A 22,850-nucleotide genomic window follows, 5' to 3' on the forward strand; every position below is an offset into this window, starting at 1 on the left:
AGAATTAGGCGCTTCTTAATCCCTTGCGGCGAATCTTGGCCCCGATTCGGGACCAAGGGTTGCTTATATGGAATCGAGATCGTCTCAGCCGACGAACGTCATCCGCTTTCCGGGCGCACGCTCGTCAGCCAGTCACCGCCGCGATCAGAAGAGCCTCATGGATGCGGTCTATACCGCAGGCTCGCTTCCGATTGCGGCCGCCGATCGGGCGACCAAGGACATGGCGAAGCGGCTCCACATCTTCGGCTTCGTCGTCATCGACGAGGTTCTGTCCGACGGCACGGTCCGTCGCCTGCGTCCCTCCGAGTCGTTCCACTCCTCCATGCTCCATCCGTGGCGCATCTCGAAGCCTTCGGGCCGCTATCGGGTCGATGACGATTGGCCCGAGACGGATCGGGAGCTTTTCGCAGCCATTCTGGCGTGATCGTCGGCCTCGCCTTTTCATCGGCATGAACTATTTCCTGCAGGGCACTGCGGAGTGGCTTGCGCAAGCTCCGCGAAGACTCGCGATTGCAGGGACGGGACGATGCACTTGGTGCAGCTTCTTCTGCCGCTGGCCGACAATGCCGGCCGCCGCTTCGACGAAAAGGCCTATGGCCGCGTCCGCACCGAATTGTCGGAGCGGTTCGGCGGCGTCACAAGCTTCACCCGCGCCCCGGCCGTGGGTGTCTGGAAAGAAGGCGGTCATACCGCGCACGACGATATCGTGGTCTTCGAAGTAATGGCCCGGGAGATCGACCACGGCTGGTGGGAGAATTATCGTGCGGAGCTGGAGCGGCGATTCCAGCAGGAAGCCATCGTGATTCGCGCCATCAAGGTCGAAATGCTCTGACGGTGGAACCCAGGCCGTGCCGCTTCGCTTGTCGTGTCAGTGAAGCGCATCCTTCGGCAGGGTGGGGCCGTTCTCCCTGCCGAAGGATGCGTACCGGTCAGGGAGAGCATCGGACCGGCTCCGGGAGCGGGGTTATTCAGGTCCGAGCTCCAGCGGAGCATCGTCATGTCGAAACCTCTTGTCGTTTCCATCCCTCACAATCTCGGCAAGGCCGAGGCACTGCGCAGGCTTCAAGGGGGGATGAGCAGCCTGAAATCCCAGTTCAGCGACAAGATTGCCGCCATCGATGAAAGCTGGGCAGGAGACCGGATGGATTTTCGCGTCGGCGCCATGGGACAGAACGTCGTCGGAAACGTTCTGGTGATGGAGGAGCAGGTGCGCGTGGAAGTGCAGCTGCCATGGATCTTGGCCATGGTCGCTGAAAAGGCAAAGACCTTCATTCAAAAACAGGGGACCTTGATGCTGGAGAAGAAGTGATGTGACCGATCATCATGAATAGCTGTTCACGAACATGAATGTAGATGGAACCAAATAGCACCCGAGGCGTTGAATAAATGATTGCGCCCGTGACCCATCTCCGGTGCGCTTCATTAAAGACATCGCATAATTCGCCCCGGACCGTGATTTTCCGTCCGATCGTGACAACACATCTGTTTCTGAGGATCGCGCCATGCATGAGCGTTTGATGACGCAGTCGCATGCCTTTCGTTCTCCCCCTAAGCCTGGTTTCGAAAAGCCTCTCCTCGTCTGTTTCTCGCACCTTCGCTGGGACTTCGTCTGGCAGCGGCCGCAGCACCTGCTCAGCCGCGCCGCCAAGTATTACGATGTGCTGATTGTCGAAGAGCCGATCTTCAAGGCGGACATCAAGCCGCATATGGACGTGACCTCACGTCCACAGGGCGTTACGGTCGCGGTTCCGATGTTGCCGGAGGGCCTCTTGCCGGAGGATATCCTCGCCGAGCAGCATGACCTCGTCGAGACCCTGATCGGCCGTGAATCCCACGGGGCGCGCGTGTTCTGGTACTACACGCCGATGGCCATGGCCTTCAGCAGCGATTTCGAGTGCGATCTGTGCGTCTACGACAATATGGACGAGCTGTCGCTCTTCCGTGGCGCGTCGCAGGAGCTGCTCGACCTGGAAACCGCGCTCTTCTCCCGCTGCGACCTCGTCTTCACCGGCGGCATGAGCCTCTATGAAGCCAAGAAGAGCCGCCATCGCAGCGTTCACGGCTTCCCGTCCTCCATCGATTTCGGCCACTTCTCGCAGGCTCGCTCCATCAAAAAGGACCCGGACGATCAGGCCCATATTCCGCATCCCCGTCTCGGCTTCTTCGGCGTCGTGGACGAGCGCATGGACGCGGATCTCCTGGCCGACGTCGCGGAGCTGCGCCCCGACTGGCAGTTCGTGATGATCGGACCCGTCGTGAAGATCGATCCGGCGACGCTGCCCCAGCGCCCCAACATTCATTGGCTCGGCGGAAAGCATTACAGCGAATTGCCGCACTATCTCTCCGGCTGGGATGTGGGATTCATGAATTTCGCCTTGAACGAGGCGACGAAGTTCATCAGCCCGACGAAGACGCCTGAATTCCTCGCCGCTGGCGTCCCGGTCGTCTCGACGCCCATCACCGATGTGGTGAGGCCCTACGGCGAAAAAGGGCTCGTCGAGATCGCCCGCAGCGCCGAGGAGGTCGTGGCAAAGGTCGAGACAATTCTGACCCGCCCGAAGGAGGCCTGGCTCGCCAAAGTCGACCGGCACCTGGCGCAGGGATCCTGGGACAAGACGTGGAGCGCAATGCACAGGCTGATGCTCGACGCGACCGGCGACACGGCATCGGACCGCTCCGCCGCCTCCCTTCCCGTCTATGCCACGACTCCTGCGGAGTAATATGAATGTACGACTGGCTGATTGTCGGCGCCGGCTTCGCGGGTAGCGTACTGGCCGAACGCCTCGCAACCGAGCGCAACGAACGCGTTCTCCTTATCGACCGCCGCAACCATATCGGCGGAAACGCCTATGACCGTTACGACGATGACGGCCTGCTGATCCATCAGTACGGGCCGCACATCTTCCACACCAACTCGAAGCAGATCTTCGATTATCTTTCCCGGTTCACCGATTGGCGCTTCTACGAGCATCGGGTCCTGGCGGAAGTGGATGGCATGCAGGTGCCGATTCCGATCAACCTCGATACCGTCAACAAGCTCTATGGGTTGAATCTCAGTTCCGAGCAGTTGAAGGACTGGTTCGCCGAGAGGGCCGAGACGATCGGCGAGATCAAGACCTCCGAGGACGTGGTGGTGTCGGTGGTCGGACGTGAACTCTACGAGAAGTTCTTCCGCGGCTACACCCGCAAGCAGTGGGGCCTCGATCCGTCCGATCTCGATAAATCCGTCACCTCGCGCGTGCCGACCCGTACGAACCGGGACGACCGTTATTTTACGGACGAATTCCAGTTCATGCCCAAGCACGGTTACACACGGATGTTCGAAAAGATGGTGAGCCATCCGAACATCAACATCATGACGCAGACGGATTATGAGGACGTCAGGCACGTCGTGCCGCATCGCCGCGTGATCTACACGGGCCCAATCGACGAGTACTTTAAGTTCCAGTTCGGGAAGCTGCCCTATCGCTCCCTTCGCTTCGAGCACGTCACTCTCGACAAGCCATGGCATCAGTCGGTGGGTGTGGTGAATTACCCGCAGACGCACGATTACACGCGCGTTACGGAGTACAAGCATCTTACCGGTCAGGAGCACGCGAAGACCGCTCTGACCTATGAGTACCCGTCCGCCGAAGGCGATCCCTATTATCCAATTCCGAAGGCGGAGAATCAGGAACTCTTCAAGAAGTACGAGCGTCTGGCGCTCGCGACTCCCGATGTGTGGTTCGTGGGCCGTCTGGCGACCTACCGCTACTACAACATGGACCAGATCGTCGGTCAGGCGCTCGCCACATTCCGGCGCATCAACGAGGCCCTGCCGGCCGATGCTGATACGTCGAGCGTCAAGGCCATGTCGTCACCGGCCGCCCTCGTTTCCTGAAGGGGGAATCTTCATCGAACATTTCGCAATGAGCGCAGTTTTGAGTGCTTGATAAGAATAGCTCGGAGATGAACGATGAAGCGACCCCTGGAGCTGTGGGGCGGGATTGAATGCACCGTTGCGCGCGTCGGCGACGAATACCGCGATCAAAGCCGGGAGACCGGGTACAGTGACCGGATCGACGATCTCGACCGCATCGCCGCGCTCGGAATCCGCACGCTACGCCATCCGGTGCTCTGGGAAACGATTTCTCCTGAGAGCCCGGATCGCACGGACTTTTCGTGGCATGACGAGCGGGTCCGCCGAATGCGGACGCTCGGGATCCGCCCGATCGCAGGTCTATGCCATCACGGCAGCGGGCCGCGTTACACCCATATGCTCGACCCGGCCTGGCCCGAGCTTCTCGCGCGGCATGCCGCCAATGTGGCCAGGCGCTATCCTCATATCGACCTTTACACGCCGGTCAACGAGCCGCTCACCACGGCGCGGTTCTCCGGGCTTTACGGGCACTGGTATCCTCACGGCACGGATTACGGGTCCTTCCTCAGGATACTCGTGAACGAGTGTAAGGCGACGGTCCTGTCCATGCGGGCCATTCGCAAGGTGCAACCCGATGCCAAGCTCGTCCAGACGGACGATATGGGCAAGACCTTCTCTACGCCTTTGCTCGGCTATCAGGCGGAGCACGAGAATCAGCGGCGCTTTCTCGGATTCGATCTCCTGTGCGGCATGGTGGATCGCGGGCACCCCTGGTGGCCCGTCTTCATCGAGTGCGGGGTCGAGGAAAGAGATCTCGAGCTCCTCCTCGAGGGCGATGCAGCACCGGACCTTATCGGCATCAATCATTATCTCACGAGCGAGCGCTATCTCGACGAGCGAATGAAGCGCTATCCCGAGCATCATTGGGGAGGAAACGGCAGGCACCGGTATGCGGATGCGGAAGCCGTTCGCATGCCCTTGCCGCCCGGGGATCTCGGTCCGGCCGCCCGGTTGCGGGAAGTCTGGGAGCGCTACAAGCGTCCCATCGCCGTAACGGAGGCCCATCACGGCAGCTCGCGCGACGATCAATTGCGCTGGCTCATGGAGGTATGGAACGACGTCAACATGCTTCGGGACGAAGGGGCCGATATTCGGGCCGTAACGGTTTGGTCGCTGTTCGGCGCCGTGGACTGGAACAGTCTGCTCACGCAGCGCAACGGCTTCTATGAGCCAGGACCTTTCGATGTGCGGACCGCCGAACCTCGGCGCACGGCCCTGGCTCATGCCGCCGAGGCGCTGGCGAAGACCGGCACCTACGATCACCCGGTTCTTGACCGCGCCGGCTGGTGGAAGCGGGATATTCGCTTCTACAAGCGCCCTGCCCAGCAATCCCGGGCCTGCTGGCTCGCCGACGAGCCGCGCCAGCTTCTGATCACGGGCGCCACCGGCACGCTGGGCCGCGCCTTTGCGCGCCTCGCCGAGTTCCGGGGGCTCAACCACGTGCCGCTCTCGCGCGGCGATCTGGATATCGCCGATGCCAGGAGTGTGAAGGCCGCGCTTGCGCGTCACCGTCCTTGGGCGGTGATCAATACGGCCGGATATGGGCGCGTCTCGGAGGCGGAGAACGATGCAACGGCCTGCTTCCGCGAGAATGCCGTCGGGGCCGAAGTGCTGGCGAAGGCCTGCGCGGATCTGGAGATCCCGCTCGTCACGTTCTCGTCGGACCTCGTCTTCGACGGAACGCTCGACAGATCTTATGTGGAGAGTGACGAGGTCAATCCGACCACGGTCTACGGCGCCAGCAAGGCCGAAGCGGAGCGGCGGGTTCTGGCTGCGCACGACACGGCACTCATCATTCGGACGGGCGCCTTCTTCGGACCATGGGACCAAAGGAATTTCATCTGGTCCGTTCTCAATGTCCTGAGCAGGGGCGAAGGAGTTCGGGCCAGTGTCGACGTCGTGTCGCCGACCTATGTGCCGGATCTCGTCAATGCCTCTCTCGACCTGCTGATCGACGGCGGCACCGGAATCTGGCACATGGCGAATGTCGGCGAAGTCTCCTGGCGCGATTTGGCCGCGCAGGCCGCGGAGCGCGCCGGCTTCGATCCGGATCTCGTGACGGATGCAGGCGATCTGCCGGTGCTGAATACCGCTCTTGCCACCGAACGCGGCATCCTCATGCCCCGGCTGGACAGCGCCATCGACCGGTTCTTCATCGACAGCGAGGTGGACTGGTCGGAGGAGAACATGAAAGTGGCGGCCGAGTAGCGCATCGTGCGAAAAGTGGCCCCGGTTTTCGCAAGAACGATGCGCTCTTTCCAAGAAGGGAGCATCGGATTGGATCCCAAAAGTGCAAATCCACTTTTGGGTCCGATGCTCCGGCGCATCGTGCGAAAAGTGGCCCCGGTTTTTCGCAAGAACGATGCGCTTTCCAAGAAGGGAGCAGCCCCGCGCCGTCGGGAGTTCTCATGAAAACGGCGCGGAAGGATCCGCGCCGTTCCTTTTTAAGGATGGGGAATGGGATCAGGCGGCGGCTTCCGCCGCCCGCACCGCATCCTCGAGGCGGGCGGCCCGCGATTCGACGGCGAGCTCCACCAGGGCATCCGTCAGGATGGTGGCCGTCGGATCTGCGAGCGGCTTATCCCGCAGCAGACGAAGAGTGGAGGCGACGAGGCGACCGCGTCCGTAGGAGCGCTCGACGCCGAGCGCCACCGGCTTATGGATCCAGCCGACCACGAGGCCGGCAAAGACGCGGGCCTGGAAGTCCAGCAGGTTGCAGCCCGAGATCACGTGATCGGGCAGAACCCGGTCCATGGTCTCGTCGAGGAGCGGCCCCGAGGGGAAGCGGGCGAAGTGACCCGCGCGGCGCAGCCAGGCGAAGGAGGAGGCCCAATCGCCTGACCACAAGGTGCCGTGACGCGCCTGCACCTTCACCGCCTGCCAATGCGGGAAGAAGGGATAGAGGCTCATGTCCTCTTCCGGCAGGAGCAGCAGCTTGGCTCCGGCGCGCACGTGATCGGCAATCGCCTTGTTGTGCGTGCGGGAAACGATCAGCGTCGATTCCTCGAAGGCCCGCGCCATGGTGTAGCCCAGGGCGCTAAAGCGCTCGCGGAGGTCTTCGTCGGGCGACCACACCAGCTCCCGGACATGCACCGGGCGGGTGCGAACGGGATGGATGGCGATGTCGTGGTGATTCTGAGCCACGAGGTCTCCGTCGGATGAACGCAGGGTAAAGCTGATGCGTCGCAGCGACGGCTCGTTCATCTCCGGCACCCGGATCTCGATGCGCCCGATATCGAACACGGACGGAGCCTCGATGCGAGGCAGGTCGATCGTCTGCGTCTCGTTGCAGATGCTGATCTCGAGCTTGCAATCCTCAAGAGCCGGTCCTGCGCCCTGGGCGACGGCGAGTTCCAGCGCAACCGTCTCGCCCGACCAGTAGGAGGCGCGCTCCCATTTCGGCACGATGACGGTATCGGAATTGAAGATGTGGAACAGCTCGTGGAACACGCGCGTGTTGCGGCGCATGTCGAGAAGACCGTTCGACTCCCAGTGGCAGTCGTGCAGTTCGGTGATCACATAGCCGGCTAGGTTCGGCTTCCTGCGCATGGCCTCGATCTCGTACTTGAAGGCACGAAACTGCTGCCATTGCGCTGCGATCACGAAGCGGCGGAGGTCGCCGAAGACCCGATCCATGCTCCAGTCGGAGAAGCGGTTCTCGACGCCATGGGCGTACATCACGCCCTCACCCCAGTCGTGGCCGGTCTCGAACCACCAGGGCTCTTCGCCTTTCGCGTCACGCAGGTCCTTCGGATAGGGCAGACCCCAGTTTCCGAACTCGGAGCACATGAGGGGCTCCCGGCCTGTGATCACCGCATCGCCGTGGGGCGAATAGAGCCAGGAGGCCCGGTTCGAGAGCTCGTCCACGAATTGATCCCACTGCGCCCGGTGGTCGGGGTAAGCGGCGTAGAAGTGATAATCCGCGATGTCGGATTCCACGTGGAAGCTCGGGGCGAGGGGCGAGTTGTCGACGACGAGGCGCGTCGGATCGTAGGCCTTCAGCCACGCGAAGGTGCGCTTGAGCCAATCGCGATGGTCAGCGTCGTTGACGAGGTCGACACCCCAGTTCTCGTTGATGATCGTCCAGATGATGATGGACGGGTGATTGCCGTCGCGGTCGACGATGCCCTTCAGGAGCTTTTCCTTGCGCCCGCGCGAGCGGTCGGTGGCCATGCCGCCGTTGGGCAGTTCCGTCCAAATCAGCATGCCCATACGGTCGGCGGTTTCGTAATAGCGCGGATCCGCCGCCTTGATGTGGCAACGCAGGCAGTTGAGGCCGAGCTCCTTCGCCTTTCTGAACTGGTCCTCCAGGAACTCCACCGATGGCACGGTGCAGATCGTGTCCGGATAGTAGTCCTGGTCGAGCGCCGCGCGCAGGTAGAGGGGTTCTCCGTTGAGGTAGAACTTGCCGTTGCGCGCTTCGATGGTGCGGAATCCGAAATGATCGACGATCTCGTCCTTCACGTCGCCGCCGCGCATGAGCTGCAGGCGAATGCGATAAAGGTTCGGGTGATCGGGCGACCAGGGCTGTACGTCGTGCACCGTCAGCTCGAAGGGCATGCTGGTCACGCCCACTTGCGTCTCGTGCATCTCGTCGACGACGGTCCTGCCGGACGGGTCGGTCACCTCGATGTGAGTCTGCGTGGCATCCGAGAGCGGACGCGCGAAGAACACGCCCGACGTCACGCGGCCCGTGGCCAGCTGCGGAACGAGGCGGACCCGGCTCATGTGGTCGGGAATGCGGCGCTCCAGATAGACCGATTGCCAGATGCCGGAGAGCGGACCGTACCAGCTCTGCTTGCCGAAGGGGATTTCGGCGAGCGGCGAATCGGGAAACTCGGCCGGGTTGTCGGTGGGCGAATCCACACGCACCTTGATCTCGTTGGGGCCGGGCCTGAGATAGGGCGTCACATCGAACGAGAAGGGCAGGAAGCCACCCTCGTTATGACCTACGGCTTCGCCGTTGACGAAGACCTTCGTGTTGTGGAAGACGGCGCCGAAACGGATCCAGATGCTGTCGTGCAGCCACGCTTCATCGACCTCGATCGTCTTGCGATAGATGCCGATTCCCGCCCGCATGCGCAGATCCGAGAACTGGGCCTGCCAGGGACTTGGCACAACAATCTGGCGAACCTCTGCCGGGCCCGACAAACGGTCGTCGGCCACGTGCAAAAATTCCCAAGTCCCATCCAGACTGATGCGATTGTCCTGCATGATTTCTCCTTGAATCAGAGATTACCCAAGGGTCTCCAAGACGGCGAAAAAAAGGCTACGGACCGGAAGATGAAAGCCTTGCCGGCAGGTGCGACAATCGATGCCCTTAAATTGCGTCCGAACCATCGGCCCTCGTCCCGGGCCCCCGTAGGCGGCCCGTTTCGAACAACGGCGGAGTCCGGCATTGGATCCAGGAACGCATCAGCATGAAGGTCATGCGACCTGCCCGGCTTGGCAGGAACCGCCCCTTGGATCCGGCGTTGCCCTGATAATGCCGAGCCTTGCCGCTCGCCCGACAATCCCTGATTTCCGAAGAGGCTTCAGATGGCTCAACAAGTTCCAGACGATCGCGCCCGCCAGGGTGCTCCCGGACGCCCGGTCCTGGGGGTCCTGCTCGGCGCGTTGCTTCTCGCTGCGATCGCCGGCACCGGCTACATGATCTGGGCCGGGTCGCAATCGCCGGCCGATCCAGGCACGGACGCCGCCCGCGCGGCCACGACCGGATCGACGACCGGCTCCTCGAATGCAAACCCGACGAACCGGATCACGCCTGCCAATCCGGCCTACCCCGCGCCGGAAGCTCAACCCTCCGCGAACCAGCCGGCGCAGCGTTAAGGAGCCGTCTTCCCGTCAAAGGCCTGGGGAGTGCCCCCAGGCTTTTTTGTTGCACTTCGTTCGCCCGGCGGCGAGTTTCTGCCTTATTGATTCGCAATGAACCGGCCCACAAGGGAATGTGATAAGGCGAACTGCATGACTGGGATTGGACTGAAGCGGCTGTTTGCGGCCGCAATCGTTGCGTGCGGCCTGGCCTCGGGTGGCTTTGCTTTTGCCCAGCAGGCGCAGGCGCCGGCCCAGCAACCGACGTCCGCTTCCCAGGCTCCCTCTTCCGAGGCGCCGGCCAAACCGGCCGCACCGCCCGATGCTCCGGCCGTCAACGTGTCGACCGAAACGAAGGCGGCCCGCGCCAAGCTCGATGGTTTCAAGGCCGATCTCGATCAAAAGGAAATGGCGCTCCAGGGCCGCGTTCTGTCCGATCCGGAACTGCAGAACCTGCGCCAGCAGATCGAGCCGATCATCGCCGACATCCGCGCCGTCATCGAGGAGCAGGCTCCGCGGCTGGAGGCGAGCCGCCAACGCCTCTCGCAGCTCGGGCCGAAGCCCGCGACCGGCCAGCCCGAAGAAAGCGCCGATGTGGCCCGCGATCGGGCGGACCGGGAGGCAGCCGTTGCGGAACTCGACGAAACGCAGCGTCTCGGACGCGCGCTTCTGGTCCAGGCCGAACAGCTGAGCGCTCAGATCGGCGACCTGCGCCGGGCCGGCTTCACGCGCGCGCTGTTCGAGCAGGGCGACGGGCTCCTCAGCCCCAATCTCTGGATGAGCGTCATCCATGCGATTCCGCGGGAGTTGCGGGCTCAACGGATCGTGCTGTCGGACAATTTCGAGCAGATGCAGCGTACTACGACCCTCGGCGTGCTGCTGCTTCTGGGCCTCGCCGTCGGCGTTGCCGTGGCGCTTTATGCCGGCCGCCGCTCCATTGCGCCCCGCCTCGTCCGGCGCGATCCGGCAATCACGGATCCGTCGCGCCGCAGCCGCCTGATGGCCGCAGTCGCCGTCCTTGTCCTGGGCGCCGGCCCCGCCGTCGCAGGAAGCTGGCTCGTCTGGATCGCCTTCGATTCGGTGGACATCGTCACCCCCCGTCTGGAGGCGGTGGCGCGATCGATTCTCGGCGGCCTGGCTTTCATTGCCTGCGTGCGTGCCCTCATCGACGCCATTCTCGCGCCGGACCATCCGTCCTGGCGCCTGATCCCCCTGCGGGATGCATCCGCCACCCGCATCATGAACTTCTCGGTGATCCTCGCAACCGTCCTGATCATCGGAAAGGTCATCGAATCGTTCAACAAGGCCATCGCGGCGGCCCTGCCGATCACGGTCATCACCCGGGCTGTTTTCGCCCTGGCCATAGCGCTTGTCTTCGCAGATCTGCTGCGCCGCTTCGCAGCGCGTGAGAACGAGGAGAACTGCCTCGGCCCCTACGTCGCGCAGGAAGTCGACATCGGCGGCCCGGTGCGGGGATTGGGATGGTTCGTGGTGGCCGTCGTGATCTGCGGCGTGCTCGGCGGATACACGGCGCTCGCGTCGTTCGTGATCGACCAGGCGGTTTCGATCTCCCTCATCATTGCGATGCTCATCCTCTGCATCACCCTCGCGGACGAGTTCATTGCGGGCTCCCTGCGCGCTCAGAGCAGGCTCGCCACGACGCTCCAGGCCAATACGGGCATCCGCCGGCGTTCGCTGGAGCAGATCGGCGTGCTGGCGAGCGGCGTTGCGCGCCTGGCGCTGATCGTCATCGCGATCCTGCTGGTTCTGCTGCCCTGGGGCATCGAATCGACCGATGTGGCGAGTTCCCTGCGGGCGCTGTTCTTCGGCTTCAGTGTCGGCGATGTGACGATCTCCCTTTCGTCGGTCCTGATCGCGGCGCTGCTCTTTGCGGCGGGCTTCACGGTCACGCGCATCATCCAGCGCTGGCTCGACAACACCTTCCTGCCGGCGACCGACCTCGATGCGGGCCTGCGCAACTCGATCCGCACGGCGGCGGGCTATGTGGGGGTCATCACGGCGGGCGTCATCGCCTTCACCTATCTCGGCCTGAGCCTGGAGCGGCTGACCATCGTGGCCGGCGCCCTGTCGGTGGGTATCGGTTTCGGCCTCCAGTCCATTGTCAACAACTTCATCTCGGGCCTTATCCTGCTGTGGGAGCGCCCGATCCGGGTGGGCGATCTCGTGGTCGTAGGCGACGGCGAGGGCTATGTTCGCCGGATCAATGTACGCTCCACCGAGATCCAGACCTTCGATCGCTCGACGCTGATCGTGCCGAACTCGAACCTGATCTCGGGGATCGTCCGCAATCGCGTGCGCAACGACCGCGTTGGGCGCGTCATCGTGTCGATCCCCGTGCCGCGTGCGACTGATCCCGATCTGATGGCCGACATCATGCGCAGCGCCGCGCTGGCGCATCGCGAGGTGATGAGCGAGCCCAATCCGCGCGTCCTTTTCAAGAAGGTGACGGAGAACACCATCGATTTCGATCTCGTCTGCTTCGTGGACGATATCGACGCCGCGGGCCGGGTTTCGAGCGATCTCTATTTCGAGATTTTCCGGGGCCTGCGGAAGGCGGGTATCGGCGTGCCCGTGCCCGCCGCTCCAGAGCCCGAGGACGAGCCGAATGCCGATCTGTCCAAGAAGGAGGGGGATGAGGATGAAACCTTAACCCTTCTCAAGGATAAGTCGCCGGCATGAAGAGCCTCCTTTGCCTCAGCCTTTCCGCGCTTGCCCTTGCGGGCTGCCAGTCCGAGCAGCGTTATGTCGGTTCGCAGACGCCAAGCTTCTACGCCTCCATGGCCAATGCCGGGGCCGTGGTTGACGGGGCCATGGCGCGGGACATGATCGGCGCCTATCGCCGGAACAACGGCTTAGGGCTGCTCACGCTCGATCCCGAATTGCAGGCGGCGGCGCAGGCCGAGGCGGACGCCATGGCGAGGGCGGACAAGCCCAGCTCGGCCGAGACGTTCAAGCGCCGGCTGGCCTCGGGGGGCTTCGCCGCACCGGCCGCCAATCTCTCCGCCGGATACCACACCCTTGCAGAAGCCTTCTCCGGCTGGCGCGAGAGCCCGCAGCACAACAGGGTAATGCTCGACCCCAGGGCGACGCGGATCGGCATCGCTACGGCCTATGCGCCCGGTTCCAAGTACAAGGTCTATTGGGTTCTGGCCGTCGCGGCGGATCGAAGCTGAGCCGGAGCAAGGCATTTCCGGGGCAGTCTGGAACCTAACCCGAAGCGTAGCTCTTTAGCATGGGCGCCAGAGTCGGCGGTGTAAGAGCGTGCCTCGGTTCCAATGCCGGATTTCGACCCAAAGTTGGGTAAGCAGATGCCCCCGCCCCCTGCCACCGGAAGCGACCAGGAGGTCGGGCCGGGGCAGGATCAGACGCTCGCGAAGGAGGCGGATCAGGTTGCCGCTCACCAGCCCGAGCCCCAAGATCCGGAAGCATCCCACGAGTTAGGGCCCAGCATCGGGCGGGAGCTGCTCCTGCTGTTCCGGGACATGGTCCGGAACCGGAAGGGCTGGCCGATGATCCGGCTGGCCATCGCGATCGTGGTCGTTCTCATCGGCAACATGGTGGGGCAGGTCCGGCTGAACCAATGGAACGGCGCATTCTTCGACGCCGTGGAGAAGCGCAACACGGCGGCCTTCTTCGACCAGCTTCTCGTCTTTGCGGCCATCGTTGCCGTGCTGCTGGTCCTCGTCGTGGGGCAGACCTGGCTGCAGGAGCGGCTGAAAATCCGCCTGAGGCAGAGATTGACGCAGGTTCTGCTCAATCTCTGGCTGAAGCCCAACCATGCCTACCAGCTCGGTTTCATGGGAGAGGCGGGCCATCAGCCCGATCAGCGCCTCCAGGAGGATTGCCGTCTCTTTTCCGAGCTCTCGACGGAGCTGGGCGTCGGCATGCTGCAGGCATTCCTCCTGCTGGTCAGCTTCATCGGCGTCCTGTGGACGCTCTCGGGCGCGACGACCTTCGTCATCCATGGGGACGAGATCACGATTCCCGGCTACATGGTGTGGGTCGCCATAGGCTATGCCGGCATCGGCTCCGGCCTGACCTGGCTGGTCGGGCGCCCGCTGATCCGGCTCAACACGCTCCGTTACGCCCGCGAGGCCGATCTGCGCTTCGCTCTTGTGCGCGTCAACGAAAGTGCCGAGAGCGTTTCCCTTTACAACGGCGAGGCCGACGAGCGGCGCAATCTCGACGAGTTCGTGGAGGCGGTTCTCAAGGCGACGCGCCGGCTGTCCGGCGCGCTCGCGCGCCTGACCTGGATCACGTCGGGCTATGGATGGCTCGCGATCGTCGTGCCGATCCTGGCCGCGGCGCCGGGTTATTTCAGCGGAAAGCTCTCCTTCGGCGGCATGATGATGGTGGTCGGCGCGTTCAATCAGGTGCAGGCGGCCCTGCGCTACTTCGTCGACAACTTCCCGAAGATCGCCGATTGGCGCTCGGCGGTCCTGCGCGTCGCCACCTTCCGGCAGGCGGTCATGGATCTGGAGGAGGTGACGGCCGAGAACGGCAAGATCGACATTCAGCCTCATCCCAAAGGTTGGCTCAGCTTCGAAGGGCTCTCCATCGCCTTGAACGACGGCAGCATCCTCATCGAGGACGCGACGGCGGAGATCCGGCCCGGCGAGCGGGTGCTGATCATGGGCGAATCCGGAGCCGGCAAGAGCACGTTGTTCAGAGCCATCGCGGAACTCTGGCCCTGGGGATCCGGCACAATCAGGATGCCGCCGGGCAACGAGATGATGTTCCTGCCGCAGCGCCCGTACCTCCCGCTTGGAACGCTCAGGGCTGCGCTCAGCTATCCGGCTTCGCCCGATACCTTCGACGACGCGGACATTCGCGCCGCCCTGGAGCGCTGCGGGCTGGGCGATTTCGTGGATATGCTCGACAAGAACGAGCGCTGGGACAGGACGATGTCGCTCGGTCAGCAGCAACGCGTCGCCTTCGCCCGCGTCCTGCTGCACAGGCCCCGATGGGTCTTCATGGATGAGGCGACCTCGGCTCTCGACGAGGAAAACCAGGCCTCCATGCTGTCCCTGTTCGAGAACGAGCTGAATGGCGCAACCGTGATGTCCATCGGACATCGGCCGGGGCTCGAAGAGTTCCACACGCGCACGCTCCACATCCGCAAGACCGACGAGGGGGCCATCCTGCTCGCGAGGCCCCGTCTTCAGCGGACTGCGTCATCGCGGCGGAGATGGATTGGAAATCTCCGGAAACGGTTCAGGAAAGCCGGTCATCGTCATGAGCCCGGCGAGAGTTGAGGCGCCGATGCGGTCCGGACTTGGCATCCCAACCGAACAGGATTACGAAACTCCCTGCGGCGACGGGAGTTCTCTCCTTCGGTTTCGTCGTGCTGGCAGGTTGATCCCATGCGGCTGATCAGGCTTTACGTGCGCGTTCTGGGCCAGCTCGGGTCGGACCTGAGGATCGGCGCGGTGCTCGCCCTGGCGAATATCGCCCTCGCCATTTCGGCCTTTGCCGAGCCGATCCTCTTCGGCCGTATCATCGACGTTCTGACCCGTGCGCAGGTCCCGGGTTCGACGCCGGTCACTTTCCCGATGCTGATGCCCTTGATCCTGGCATGGGTGGCTTTCGGCCTCTTCTCCATCGGGGCGGGCGCACTCGTGGCGCTCCATGCGGACAGGCTGGCTCATCGCCGCCGTCTGGCTGTGGTGGCCAATTACTTCGAGCACGTTCTCGAACTCCCGCTCGCTTTTCATACCACGACCCATTCGGGCCGTGTTCTGAAGGTCATGCTGGAGGGCTCCGGCGGCATGTCCTGGCTCTGGCTCGGCTTCTTCCGCGAGCACCTCTCGGCCCTCATTGCTCTCGTGGTGCTTCTGCCGCTCACCGTCTTCCTGAACTGGCGGCTGGGACTTCTCCTCGTGGTGCTCGTCGGCATCTTCACGGTGCTCACTGCCATCGTGCTGCGCAAGACCGAGACCCTGCAGGGATCCGTCGAACGCTATCACTCGACTCTCGCCGAACACGCGTCCGACGCCCTCGGCAACGTGCCGGTCATTCAGTCGTTCACGCGCATCGAAGCCGAGAGCCGATCGCTGCGCGTGATCATCCAGCAGCTCCTGCAGGCGCAGAATCCCGTTCTGTCCTGGTGGGCGCTCGCCTCCGTGGCCTCTCGCGCGTCGGCCACGATCACGGTCACGGCCATCTTCCTGCTCGGCACCTGGCTGCATCTGAACGGTCTGGCGACCATCGGCGAAGTCGTCATGTTCATGAGCATGGCCACGATGTTGATCGGGCGGCTCGAGCAGGCGGTGAGCTTCATCAACCAGCTCTTCATGCAGGCACCGAAGCTGCAGGAATTCTTCGAGATTCTCGATACGACGCCCGCCGTTCACGATCGGCCGAACGCCAAGGCCGTCGACCGCTTCCGCGGTGAGGTCGTGTTCGACGATGTGAGCTTCTCCTATGATGGAAAGCGTTCCGCCGTGCAGGATGTATCCTTCGCGATTCGGCCCGGGGAGAATGTGGCGCTGGTCGGCGCGACCGGGTCGGGCAAGTCCACGACGCTCGGCCTGCTGCACCGGGCCTTCGACCCGCAATCGGGCTGCATCCGCATCGACGGCGACGACATTCGCGACCTGAGCCTCGCCTCCCTCCGCCGCAATATCGGCGTCGTGTTCCAGGAGCCGATGCTCTTTGCCCGCACGATCCGCGAGAACCTCCAGGTCGGGCGTCCCGACGCCACGGATGCCGAGATGATCGAGGCCCTGCAGCGCGCGCAGGCGATCGAATTCATCTCCCGCCAGGCGGAAGGGCTCGATACCGTCGTCGGCGAGCGCGGCCGCTCCCTCTCGGGCGGCGAGCGCCAGCGTCTTTCCATCGCGCGCGCCCTGTTGAAGAATCCCCCGATCCTGATCCTCGACGAGGCGACGAGCGCCCTCGACGCGGCGACCGAACAGAAGCTGCAGCGTGCGCTCGACGAGGTGATGAAAGGGCGCACGACCTTCGTGATCGCCCATCGGCTCGCCACGATCCGCAACGCCGACCGCATCCTGGTCTTCGAACAGGGACGCGTCGTCGAGACCGGGTCCTTCGACGAGCTCGTGGCCCGAGGCGGGCGCTTTGCGGAACTGGCCCGCGCGCAGTTCATGGCCGCGGAGGAACCGGCCAGACCGGTGGTGCGGGACGCCGTCGCCGCGCCCGTATGAGTGCGCTCCCAACCTCTCGGACAAGGCATCGTGCACACGATCGATCCCCACACACCCGGCATCCATCTCAAGGTCAACGGCATCACGCTCCATGGCATCGAGGCCGGGCCGAAGGACGGTCCCCTCGTCATCCTGCTGCATGGTTTCCCCGAATTCTGGTGGGGCTGGCGCTACCAGATCGAGCCTCTGGCGAAGGCGGGCTTTCGCGTCCTCGCGCCGGACCAGCGCGGCTACAATCTCAGCGACAAGCCCGAGGGCCGAAGGGCCTACGATCTCGATACCCTCGCCCAGGACGTCATTGGCCTCAGCGAGGCGCTGGGATACGGCACGTGCTCGCTCGTGGGCCACGACTGGGGCGGTCTCGCCGCCTGGTGGACGGCCTCGCGCCATCCGGACAGGATCGAACGGCTCGTGGCGATCAACGCGCCGCATCCGGCCATCGCGGGCGACTACATGCGCCGTCATCCGAGCCAGATGCTGAGGAGTTCGTATATCGGGTTCTTCCAGCTGCCCTATCTGCCCGAGTTCCTGCTTTCGGCGCAAGGCTACCGGAGCCTCAAGCGAGCGCTGCGGCGCACGAGCCGGTCCGGCACGTTCCCGGAGGCGGATCTGGCCGAATACGAAAAAGCCTGGAGCCGCCCCGGCGCGCTCACGGGCATGCTCGACTGGTATCGGGCGCTGCCCTTCAGGCCGCCGCACCGCTCCCTTGCGCAACTTGCGATGCCGGTGCTGGCGATCTGGGGCATGCAGGACCGGTTCCTGGAATTCGGCCTCTGCGAGCAGAGTTTGGCGCTGTGCCCGCGCGGCAGGACATTGCCCGTTTCACAGGCGACCCATTGGGTTCACCTCGAGGAAGCCGATACGGTCAACGGCGCGTTGCTCGACTTCCTGAAGTCCTGACTGAGCGCATCGGATGCTAGCCCATCGGACGTGAAATCGAACCCACACCCGATGCTGTCAGTTTCTGTTTTTGAGCATCTTTCACGCAAAACCGGTTCCCACTTTTCACGTCCGATGCTCTAGCTCTCCCTTGCGCGCACCAGCGAGAGCGGTGTGATCCTGAGCGCCGTGATGCGGTTTCGCGATTTGCGCAGGACCTGGAAGCGGAAGCCGTGGAAGGTGAAGATCTGCCCGGTATCCGGGATCGTCCGCGCCTCATGGATCACGAGTCCGGCGATGGTGGTGGCCTCTTCGTCCGGCAGGTTCCAATCCATGGCGCGGTTGAGATCGCGGATCGGCACCGAACCGTCCACGTTCACCGAGCCGTTCGGCTGGGGGCGCACGCCCTGCACGGAGAGATCGTGCTCGTCCTTGATGTCGCCGACGATCTCTTCGAGGATGTCCTCCAGGGTCACGAGGCCCATCACCTCGCCGTATTCGTCCACGACCAGGGCGAAGTGGGTCTTCTTGGCCAGGAAGGCCTTGAGCTGATCGCGCAGCGAGGTCGTGTCCGGCACGAACCAGCTCTCCAGCGCGATCGCCTCCACTTTCAGCCTGCTCGCGTCGCCGCCCACCGCATCGAGCGCCCGCAGCAGGTCCTTGGCATGGAGAACGCCGACGATGTTCTCCTGGCTGCCACGCCAGAGCGGCATGCGCGTATAGGGTGAGGAGAGCACCTCGCGCACGATCTCCTGCGAGGAGAGATCGGCATTGATGGTGCGCATCTTGGTGCGGTGAACCATGACCTCCGAGACGGTGAGGTCCTCGAGATCGAGCAGGCCGCCCAGCATGTCGCGCTGCACCTTCGCGACGCCGCCTTCCTTGTGCAGCAGGTCAACCTGGCCGCGGATTTCCTCCGACGCGGACAGGATCAGCGTATTCTCCCCGATCCGGATGCCGAAGGGACGCAGCATGAGGCGTACCAGCCGCTCGATGGCGATCGCGATCGGGCCGAGAAACGCGACGACCCAGGACATGGGGCGGGAGAGAAAGAGCGAGACGCTGTCGGGGGATGAAATGGCGATGGTCTTCGGCAGAACCTCCGCGAACACGATCACCAGCGCCGACATGATCGCTGTCGCATAGAGCGCGCCGCCGTCGCCGAAGATCGCCACCAGCACGCTGGTGGCGAAGGCCGACACGCCGATATTGACGATGTTGTTGCCGATCAGGACCGTGCCGATGAAGCGCTCGCGTATTTCGAGGAGACGGTTCACCAGGCGGGCGCGCTTGTCGCCGCCCTTTTCCAGCATGAGCATGCGGGAGCGGGATGCGCCGGTGAACGCCGTCTCGCCCGCCGAGAAAAAGCCTGAGAGCAGAAGGCAGAAGATGACGACAAGGGCGGCGAACCAGAGGTCGCCGGAGGAGGATGCCTCGGTCATGGCTACGATGCGTCGATTTCACTCGTCAGGAAGGAGCGGACCTTGTCGGCTTCGATGCCCGGGGCGATGAAGCTCCGTCCGATCCCCCTCGCGAGAATGAACGTGAGCGAACCGCCCTTTACTTTCTTGTCCTGTGCCATGGCGTCCAGAAGCTCGTCGACCGTGCCGCATCCGCCCGGTACATGGGACAGCCGCGTGGGAAGTCCAACGCTCTTCAGATGCGCTTCGACACGCTCTGCCTCCGACAGGGGGCAGAGCCCGAGCGCGGCGGAGAAGCGGAAGGCGAGATTGAGGCCGATGGCGACGCCTTCCCCATGAACGAGACGGGCGGAATCATACCGCGTGATCCGCTCCAGGGCATGGCCGAAGGTATGGCCGAGATTGAGCAGCGCGCGGTCGCCGGTCTCATGCTCGTCGCGCACCACGACGGCGGCCTTGGCGCGGCAGCTCTGCGCGACGGCCTCGTCGCGCTCCGGGCCGCCGTCGAAGATCCCCTTCCAATGGGCTTCGCACCAGGCGAAGAAGCGTGCATCGTCGATGAGGCCGTACTTCACGACTTCCGCGTAGCCCGCGCGCATCTCGCGAACGGGCAGCGTGTCGAGAAGGGCCGTGTCGGCCAGAACGAGGCTCGGTTGGTGGAACGAGCCGACCAGGTTCTTGCCGTGGCGCGAATTGATGCCGGTTTTGCCGCCGACGGATGAATCGACCTGCGAGAGCAGGGTGGTGGGCACCTGGACGAAGCGCACGCCGCGACGCACCACGGCGGCGGCGAAGCCTGCGAGATCCCCGATCACGCCGCCGCCCAGCGCGACCACGAGATCGCCGCGCTCGATCCTGGCCTCGAGCACGGCGTCGCAGACCCGTTCCAGATTGGCATAGGACTTCGTGGCTTCTCCCGGCGGAAGGGTGAGCACGGAGCTGCGCAGGCCGTTGGCCGTCAGCGATTGGCCGAGGGCCTGCGCATAGAGGGGGCCCACATGCTCGTCGGTCACGATGGCAGCGGCGCGGGCGCCGAGGGCCGCGATGCGCGGGCCTGCGCTCTCGATCAGGCCGCGCCCGACCAGGATGTCATAGGCCCTTTCGCCGAGCGGAACCGGGACCGTGATGGTGGACGCGCTGCTGGCGTGAGCCGGTACGCTGCTCATTCGGCATTCCCCTGCTGTTCCCTGTCGAACCAACCGCTCAGGGCCTTGATGATGTCGGCCACCACGCGATCGTGCGGCGCTTCGTGCGAGTCGATGGTGAGATCGGCCAGGGCGTAGACCGGATGGCGGAGCTCCATGAGCCTGCGCATGGTGCCTTCCGGGTCGGGATTGCGCAGGAGGGGTCGGGTGTCGCGCTTGCGCACGCGCCGCATGAGGATGTCGAGATCGGCTTTCAGCCACACGGAAATGCCGTGCTCGGCGACGTTCCGGCGGGTTTCCTCGTTCATGAAGGCGCCGCCGCCGGTCGCCAGCACCATGGGGCCTTCCTGGAGCAGGCGCGCGATGACCCGGCGCTCCCCGTCGCGGAAATGCTCTTCCCCGTGAATGGCGAAAATGTCAGGAATCGTCATGCCGGCCGCCGCCTCGATCTCGTGATCGGCATCGCGGAAAGGCAGCTTGAGCATCTGGGCCAGTCTGCGGCCCACCGTGCTTTTTCCGGCGCCCATGAGCCCGACGAGCACGATCGACCGCGCGCCGAGCTGGCGACCGATGGGATGGCCGCGTCGGCGAGTATCCGTCTGCCCGCCAGCTTCATCGAGCGGATTGAAGCGGCTGATTTCGTTCATGGCCCTGTCCTAGCACGGGTCCCGGCTCTGTCACAGGGGCTTGTCGGGTCTCCGGCCAAGGCCAAACTCAAGGTTAGGTCTTGCCTTTGCGGTCCATGCATGGTTCTACCGAGGTAACGCTCAAAGAGGATCCATTGCCCACGCTCTTCCGGTTTCTTCTCGTCGTCGCCATTCTCGCGGGCCTCGGGTTCGCGGCGATGTACGCGTTGGCGACCCTCGTGCATCCGGATCCCCGCGAGATCACGGTGCCGGTCCCGACCCCGCGTCCGCCCTCGTCCTCATGAACGGGGCCCGCCAGGCCAGCCTTTTCCTGGATATGCTCGCCGCCGAGCGCGGCGCCTCCAAGAATACCCTCGAGGCTTACCGGCGCGATCTCGACGATTATCTTGCCTATCTCCGTGAGGCAGGCGCTCAGCCCGACACGGCATCCGCCGCCACCATCCGCGGCTTCATGGCAAGCCTCGAGGAACGGGGCCTGAAGGCCTCCTCCGCCGCCCGGAGGCTCTCCGCCGTCCGACAGTTCCACAAGTTTTTATATGTGGAGGGCCATGCCCTGGCCGATCCGACGGCGGCGGTCTCGGCTCCCAAGCGGGGCCGGGCCCTGCCCAAGGTCCTGTCGGTCGATCAGGTCGATCGCCTGCTGCAGGCGGCCCACGAGGGTGTTGCCCGACCGGAAGCCTCGCCCGCCGAGCGGCTGCGGGCGGCCCGCATGGCCTGCCTGCTCGAACTCCTCTATGCCACGGGCCTGCGCGTCTCGGAGCTGGTCTCGCTGCCCCGCAGCGCGGCCAAGACTCGCGACCGCTTCCTGGTGGTGCGCGGCAAGGGCGCCAAGGAGCGTCTCGTGCCCCTCACGGACGTGGCCCGCGACGCGGCGCGCGCTTATCTCGCGCTGCTGGAGGCGCAGGGAAAGACCGCAGGTTCATGGCTGTTCCCTGCGGACAGCGAAACCGGCCATCTGACCCGGCAGGCCTTCGCGCGGGATCTGAAGGTCGTGGCGTCCGGCGCGGGACTGCGCGCCGATACGATCAGCCCCCACGTGCTGCGCCATGCCTTCGCGAGCCATCTGCTCCAGAACGGCGCGGATCTGCGCATCGTGCAGGAGCTTTTGGGCCATTCCGACATCTCGACCACGCAGATCTACACGCATGTGCTCGACGAGCGCCTGAAGAGCATGGTCCGCGACCTGCACCCCTTGTCATCGGGGGAGGGGTAATTTCCCGTCATCCCGGGGCGAGCAAAGCCTGTGCTATCGCCGCTTCAGCAGGAACACGCCCTGGTCGCCGAGCAGGTTCCACACCCACCAGGGCAGGCTCACCTGCATGGGCCGGCCGCCGGCGTTCAGCGCCACGGCCTTTTCCATCTGCGCGCCGACCTCGCGGCACAGTTCCACGAAGTCGCGGATGGTGCAGAAATGGATGTTGGGCGTATCGTACCAGGAATAGGGCAGGTTCTCGGTCACGGGCATCCGGCCGCGGAGGGCCAGTTCCACGCGCACGCGCCAATGGCCGAAATTCGGAAACGACACGATGGCGCGGCGGCCGATGCGTAGAAGATGTTCGAGCACCACGCGCGGCTGGCGCGTCGCCTGGATCGTCTGCGAGAGGATGACGTAGTCAAAGGCATCGTCCGGGTAGTCGGCGAGGTCCGTATCCGCGTCGCCCTGGATCACGGGCAAGCCCTTGGCGAGGCAGGCATTCACCCCCTCACGGGACAGCTCGATGCCGCGTCCGTCCACGCCCCTGCGGTCCCTCAGGAGCGAGAGCAGCGCGCCGTCGCCGCAGCCCACGTCGAGCACGCGGGAGCCCGGCTCCACCATCTCGGTGACGAGCATGAAGTCGAGG

General features: G+C 64.2%; 19 protein-coding genes. 14 read left to right on the forward strand and 5 right to left on the reverse strand.

Annotated elements, in window-relative coordinates:
• The first annotated feature begins 67 nt into the window (after positions 1-67).
• The 6 genes from AB8841_RS11160 to AB8841_RS11185 all read left to right on the forward strand — a co-directional run bounded on the left by AB8841_RS11160 (position 68) and on the right by AB8841_RS11185 (position 6,127).
• Complete coding sequence (locus AB8841_RS11160; protein WP_370435924.1) at positions 68-424, forward strand: hypothetical protein; 357 nt, start codon at positions 68-70, stop codon at positions 422-424.
• A 102-nt stretch (positions 425-526) separates the two neighbouring features.
• Entirely contained in the window at positions 527-832 is a 306-nt protein-coding gene (locus AB8841_RS11165) for a hypothetical protein (protein ID WP_370435925.1), read from the forward strand.
• A 165-nt stretch (positions 833-997) separates the two neighbouring features.
• Positions 998-1,309, forward strand: a complete 312-nt coding sequence (locus tag AB8841_RS11170) for a polyhydroxyalkanoic acid system family protein (protein WP_370435926.1) — start codon at positions 998-1,000, stop codon at positions 1,307-1,309.
• Positions 1,310-1,502: 193 nt separating this feature from the next.
• Complete coding sequence (locus tag AB8841_RS11175; RefSeq protein ID WP_370435927.1) at positions 1,503-2,720, forward strand: glycosyltransferase; 1,218 nt, start codon at positions 1,503-1,505, stop codon at positions 2,718-2,720.
• A 5-nt stretch (positions 2,721-2,725) separates the two neighbouring features.
• A complete protein-coding gene (gene glf / locus AB8841_RS11180) occupies positions 2,726-3,880 on the forward strand; it encodes a UDP-galactopyranose mutase (protein WP_370435928.1) in 1,155 nt (384 codons plus the stop codon).
• A gap of 75 nt (positions 3,881-3,955) precedes the next feature.
• Entirely contained in the window at positions 3,956-6,127 is a 2,172-nt protein-coding gene (locus tag AB8841_RS11185; RefSeq protein ID WP_370435929.1) for a family 1 glycosylhydrolase, read from the forward strand.
• 255 nt (positions 6,128-6,382) lie between these two features.
• On the opposite strand, the gene AB8841_RS11190 is transcribed toward AB8841_RS11185, so the two are convergent.
• Positions 6,383-9,133 (reverse strand): glycoside hydrolase family 2 protein, encoded by a 2,751-nt coding sequence (locus AB8841_RS11190; RefSeq protein ID WP_370435930.1) that lies wholly within the window; start codon positions 9,131-9,133, stop codon positions 6,383-6,385.
• Positions 9,134-9,457: 324 nt separating this feature from the next.
• On the opposite strand from AB8841_RS11190, the gene AB8841_RS11195 reads away from it, so the two are divergent.
• From AB8841_RS11195 to AB8841_RS11220, 6 genes are all read left to right on the forward strand, one after another.
• Entirely contained in the window at positions 9,458-9,748 is a 291-nt protein-coding gene (locus tag AB8841_RS11195; protein ID WP_370435931.1) for a hypothetical protein, read from the forward strand.
• Between the two features lie 135 nt (positions 9,749-9,883).
• On the forward strand, positions 9,884-12,430 hold the full coding sequence (locus AB8841_RS11200) for a DUF3772 domain-containing protein (RefSeq protein ID WP_370435932.1): 2,547 nt from the start codon (positions 9,884-9,886) through the stop codon (positions 12,428-12,430).
• A complete protein-coding gene (locus tag AB8841_RS11205; protein WP_370435933.1) occupies positions 12,427-12,924 on the forward strand; it encodes a CAP domain-containing protein in 498 nt (165 codons plus the stop codon). The genes AB8841_RS11200 and AB8841_RS11205 overlap by 4 nt, the downstream gene beginning before the upstream one ends.
• Before the next feature lie 135 nt (positions 12,925-13,059).
• Positions 13,060-15,006 carry an ABC transporter ATP-binding protein/permease gene (locus AB8841_RS11210; protein WP_370435934.1) on the forward strand — a complete coding sequence of 649 codons (1,947 nt, stop codon included), beginning with the start codon at positions 13,060-13,062 and terminating at the stop codon, positions 15,004-15,006.
• 108 nt (positions 15,007-15,114) lie between these two features.
• Positions 15,115-16,917 carry a glucan ABC transporter ATP-binding protein/ permease gene (locus AB8841_RS11215; RefSeq protein WP_370435935.1) on the forward strand — a complete coding sequence of 601 codons (1,803 nt, stop codon included), beginning with the start codon at positions 15,115-15,117 and terminating at the stop codon, positions 16,915-16,917.
• 27 nt (positions 16,918-16,944) lie between these two features.
• Positions 16,945-17,817: an alpha/beta fold hydrolase gene (locus AB8841_RS11220; protein WP_370439246.1), complete on the forward strand. Its 873-nt coding sequence runs from the start codon at positions 16,945-16,947 to the stop codon at positions 17,815-17,817.
• 119 nt (positions 17,818-17,936) lie between these two features.
• Here the strand turns inward: AB8841_RS11220 and AB8841_RS11225 are convergent, their stop codons facing one another.
• From AB8841_RS11225 to AB8841_RS11235, 3 genes are read right to left on the reverse strand one after another with little or no spacing between them, the layout of a single operon-like run.
• Entirely contained in the window at positions 17,937-19,238 is a 1,302-nt protein-coding gene (locus AB8841_RS11225) for an HlyC/CorC family transporter (RefSeq protein ID WP_370435936.1), read from the reverse strand.
• A gap of 2 nt (positions 19,239-19,240) precedes the next feature.
• A complete protein-coding gene (aroB, locus tag AB8841_RS11230; RefSeq protein ID WP_370435937.1) occupies positions 19,241-20,383 on the reverse strand; it encodes a 3-dehydroquinate synthase in 1,143 nt (380 codons plus the stop codon).
• Positions 20,380-21,009, reverse strand: coding sequence for a shikimate kinase (locus tag AB8841_RS11235; protein ID WP_370435938.1), 630 nt, complete (start codon positions 21,007-21,009; stop codon positions 20,380-20,382). Before AB8841_RS11235 ends, aroB begins: the two co-directional genes overlap by 4 nt.
• Before the next feature lie 134 nt (positions 21,010-21,143).
• Here AB8841_RS11235 and AB8841_RS11240 point away from each other — a divergent pair, with 134 nt between their 5' ends.
• On the forward strand, positions 21,144-21,293 hold the full coding sequence (locus AB8841_RS11240; protein WP_370435939.1) for a histidine kinase: 150 nt from the start codon (positions 21,144-21,146) through the stop codon (positions 21,291-21,293).
• Complete coding sequence (gene xerD, locus AB8841_RS11245; RefSeq protein ID WP_370435940.1) at positions 21,290-22,222, forward strand: site-specific tyrosine recombinase XerD; 933 nt, start codon at positions 21,290-21,292, stop codon at positions 22,220-22,222. Before AB8841_RS11240 ends, xerD begins: the two co-directional genes overlap by 4 nt.
• Positions 22,223-22,255: 33 nt before the next feature.
• On the opposite strand, the gene metW is transcribed toward xerD, so the two are convergent.
• Positions 22,256-22,840, reverse strand: coding sequence for a methionine biosynthesis protein MetW (gene metW / locus AB8841_RS11250; protein ID WP_370439247.1), 585 nt, complete (start codon positions 22,838-22,840; stop codon positions 22,256-22,258).
• Between the last annotated feature and the right edge of the window lie 10 nt (positions 22,841-22,850).

This window comes from Microvirga sp. TS319 (assembly GCF_041276405.1).
GTDB lineage: Bacteria > Pseudomonadota > Alphaproteobacteria > Rhizobiales > Beijerinckiaceae > Microvirga.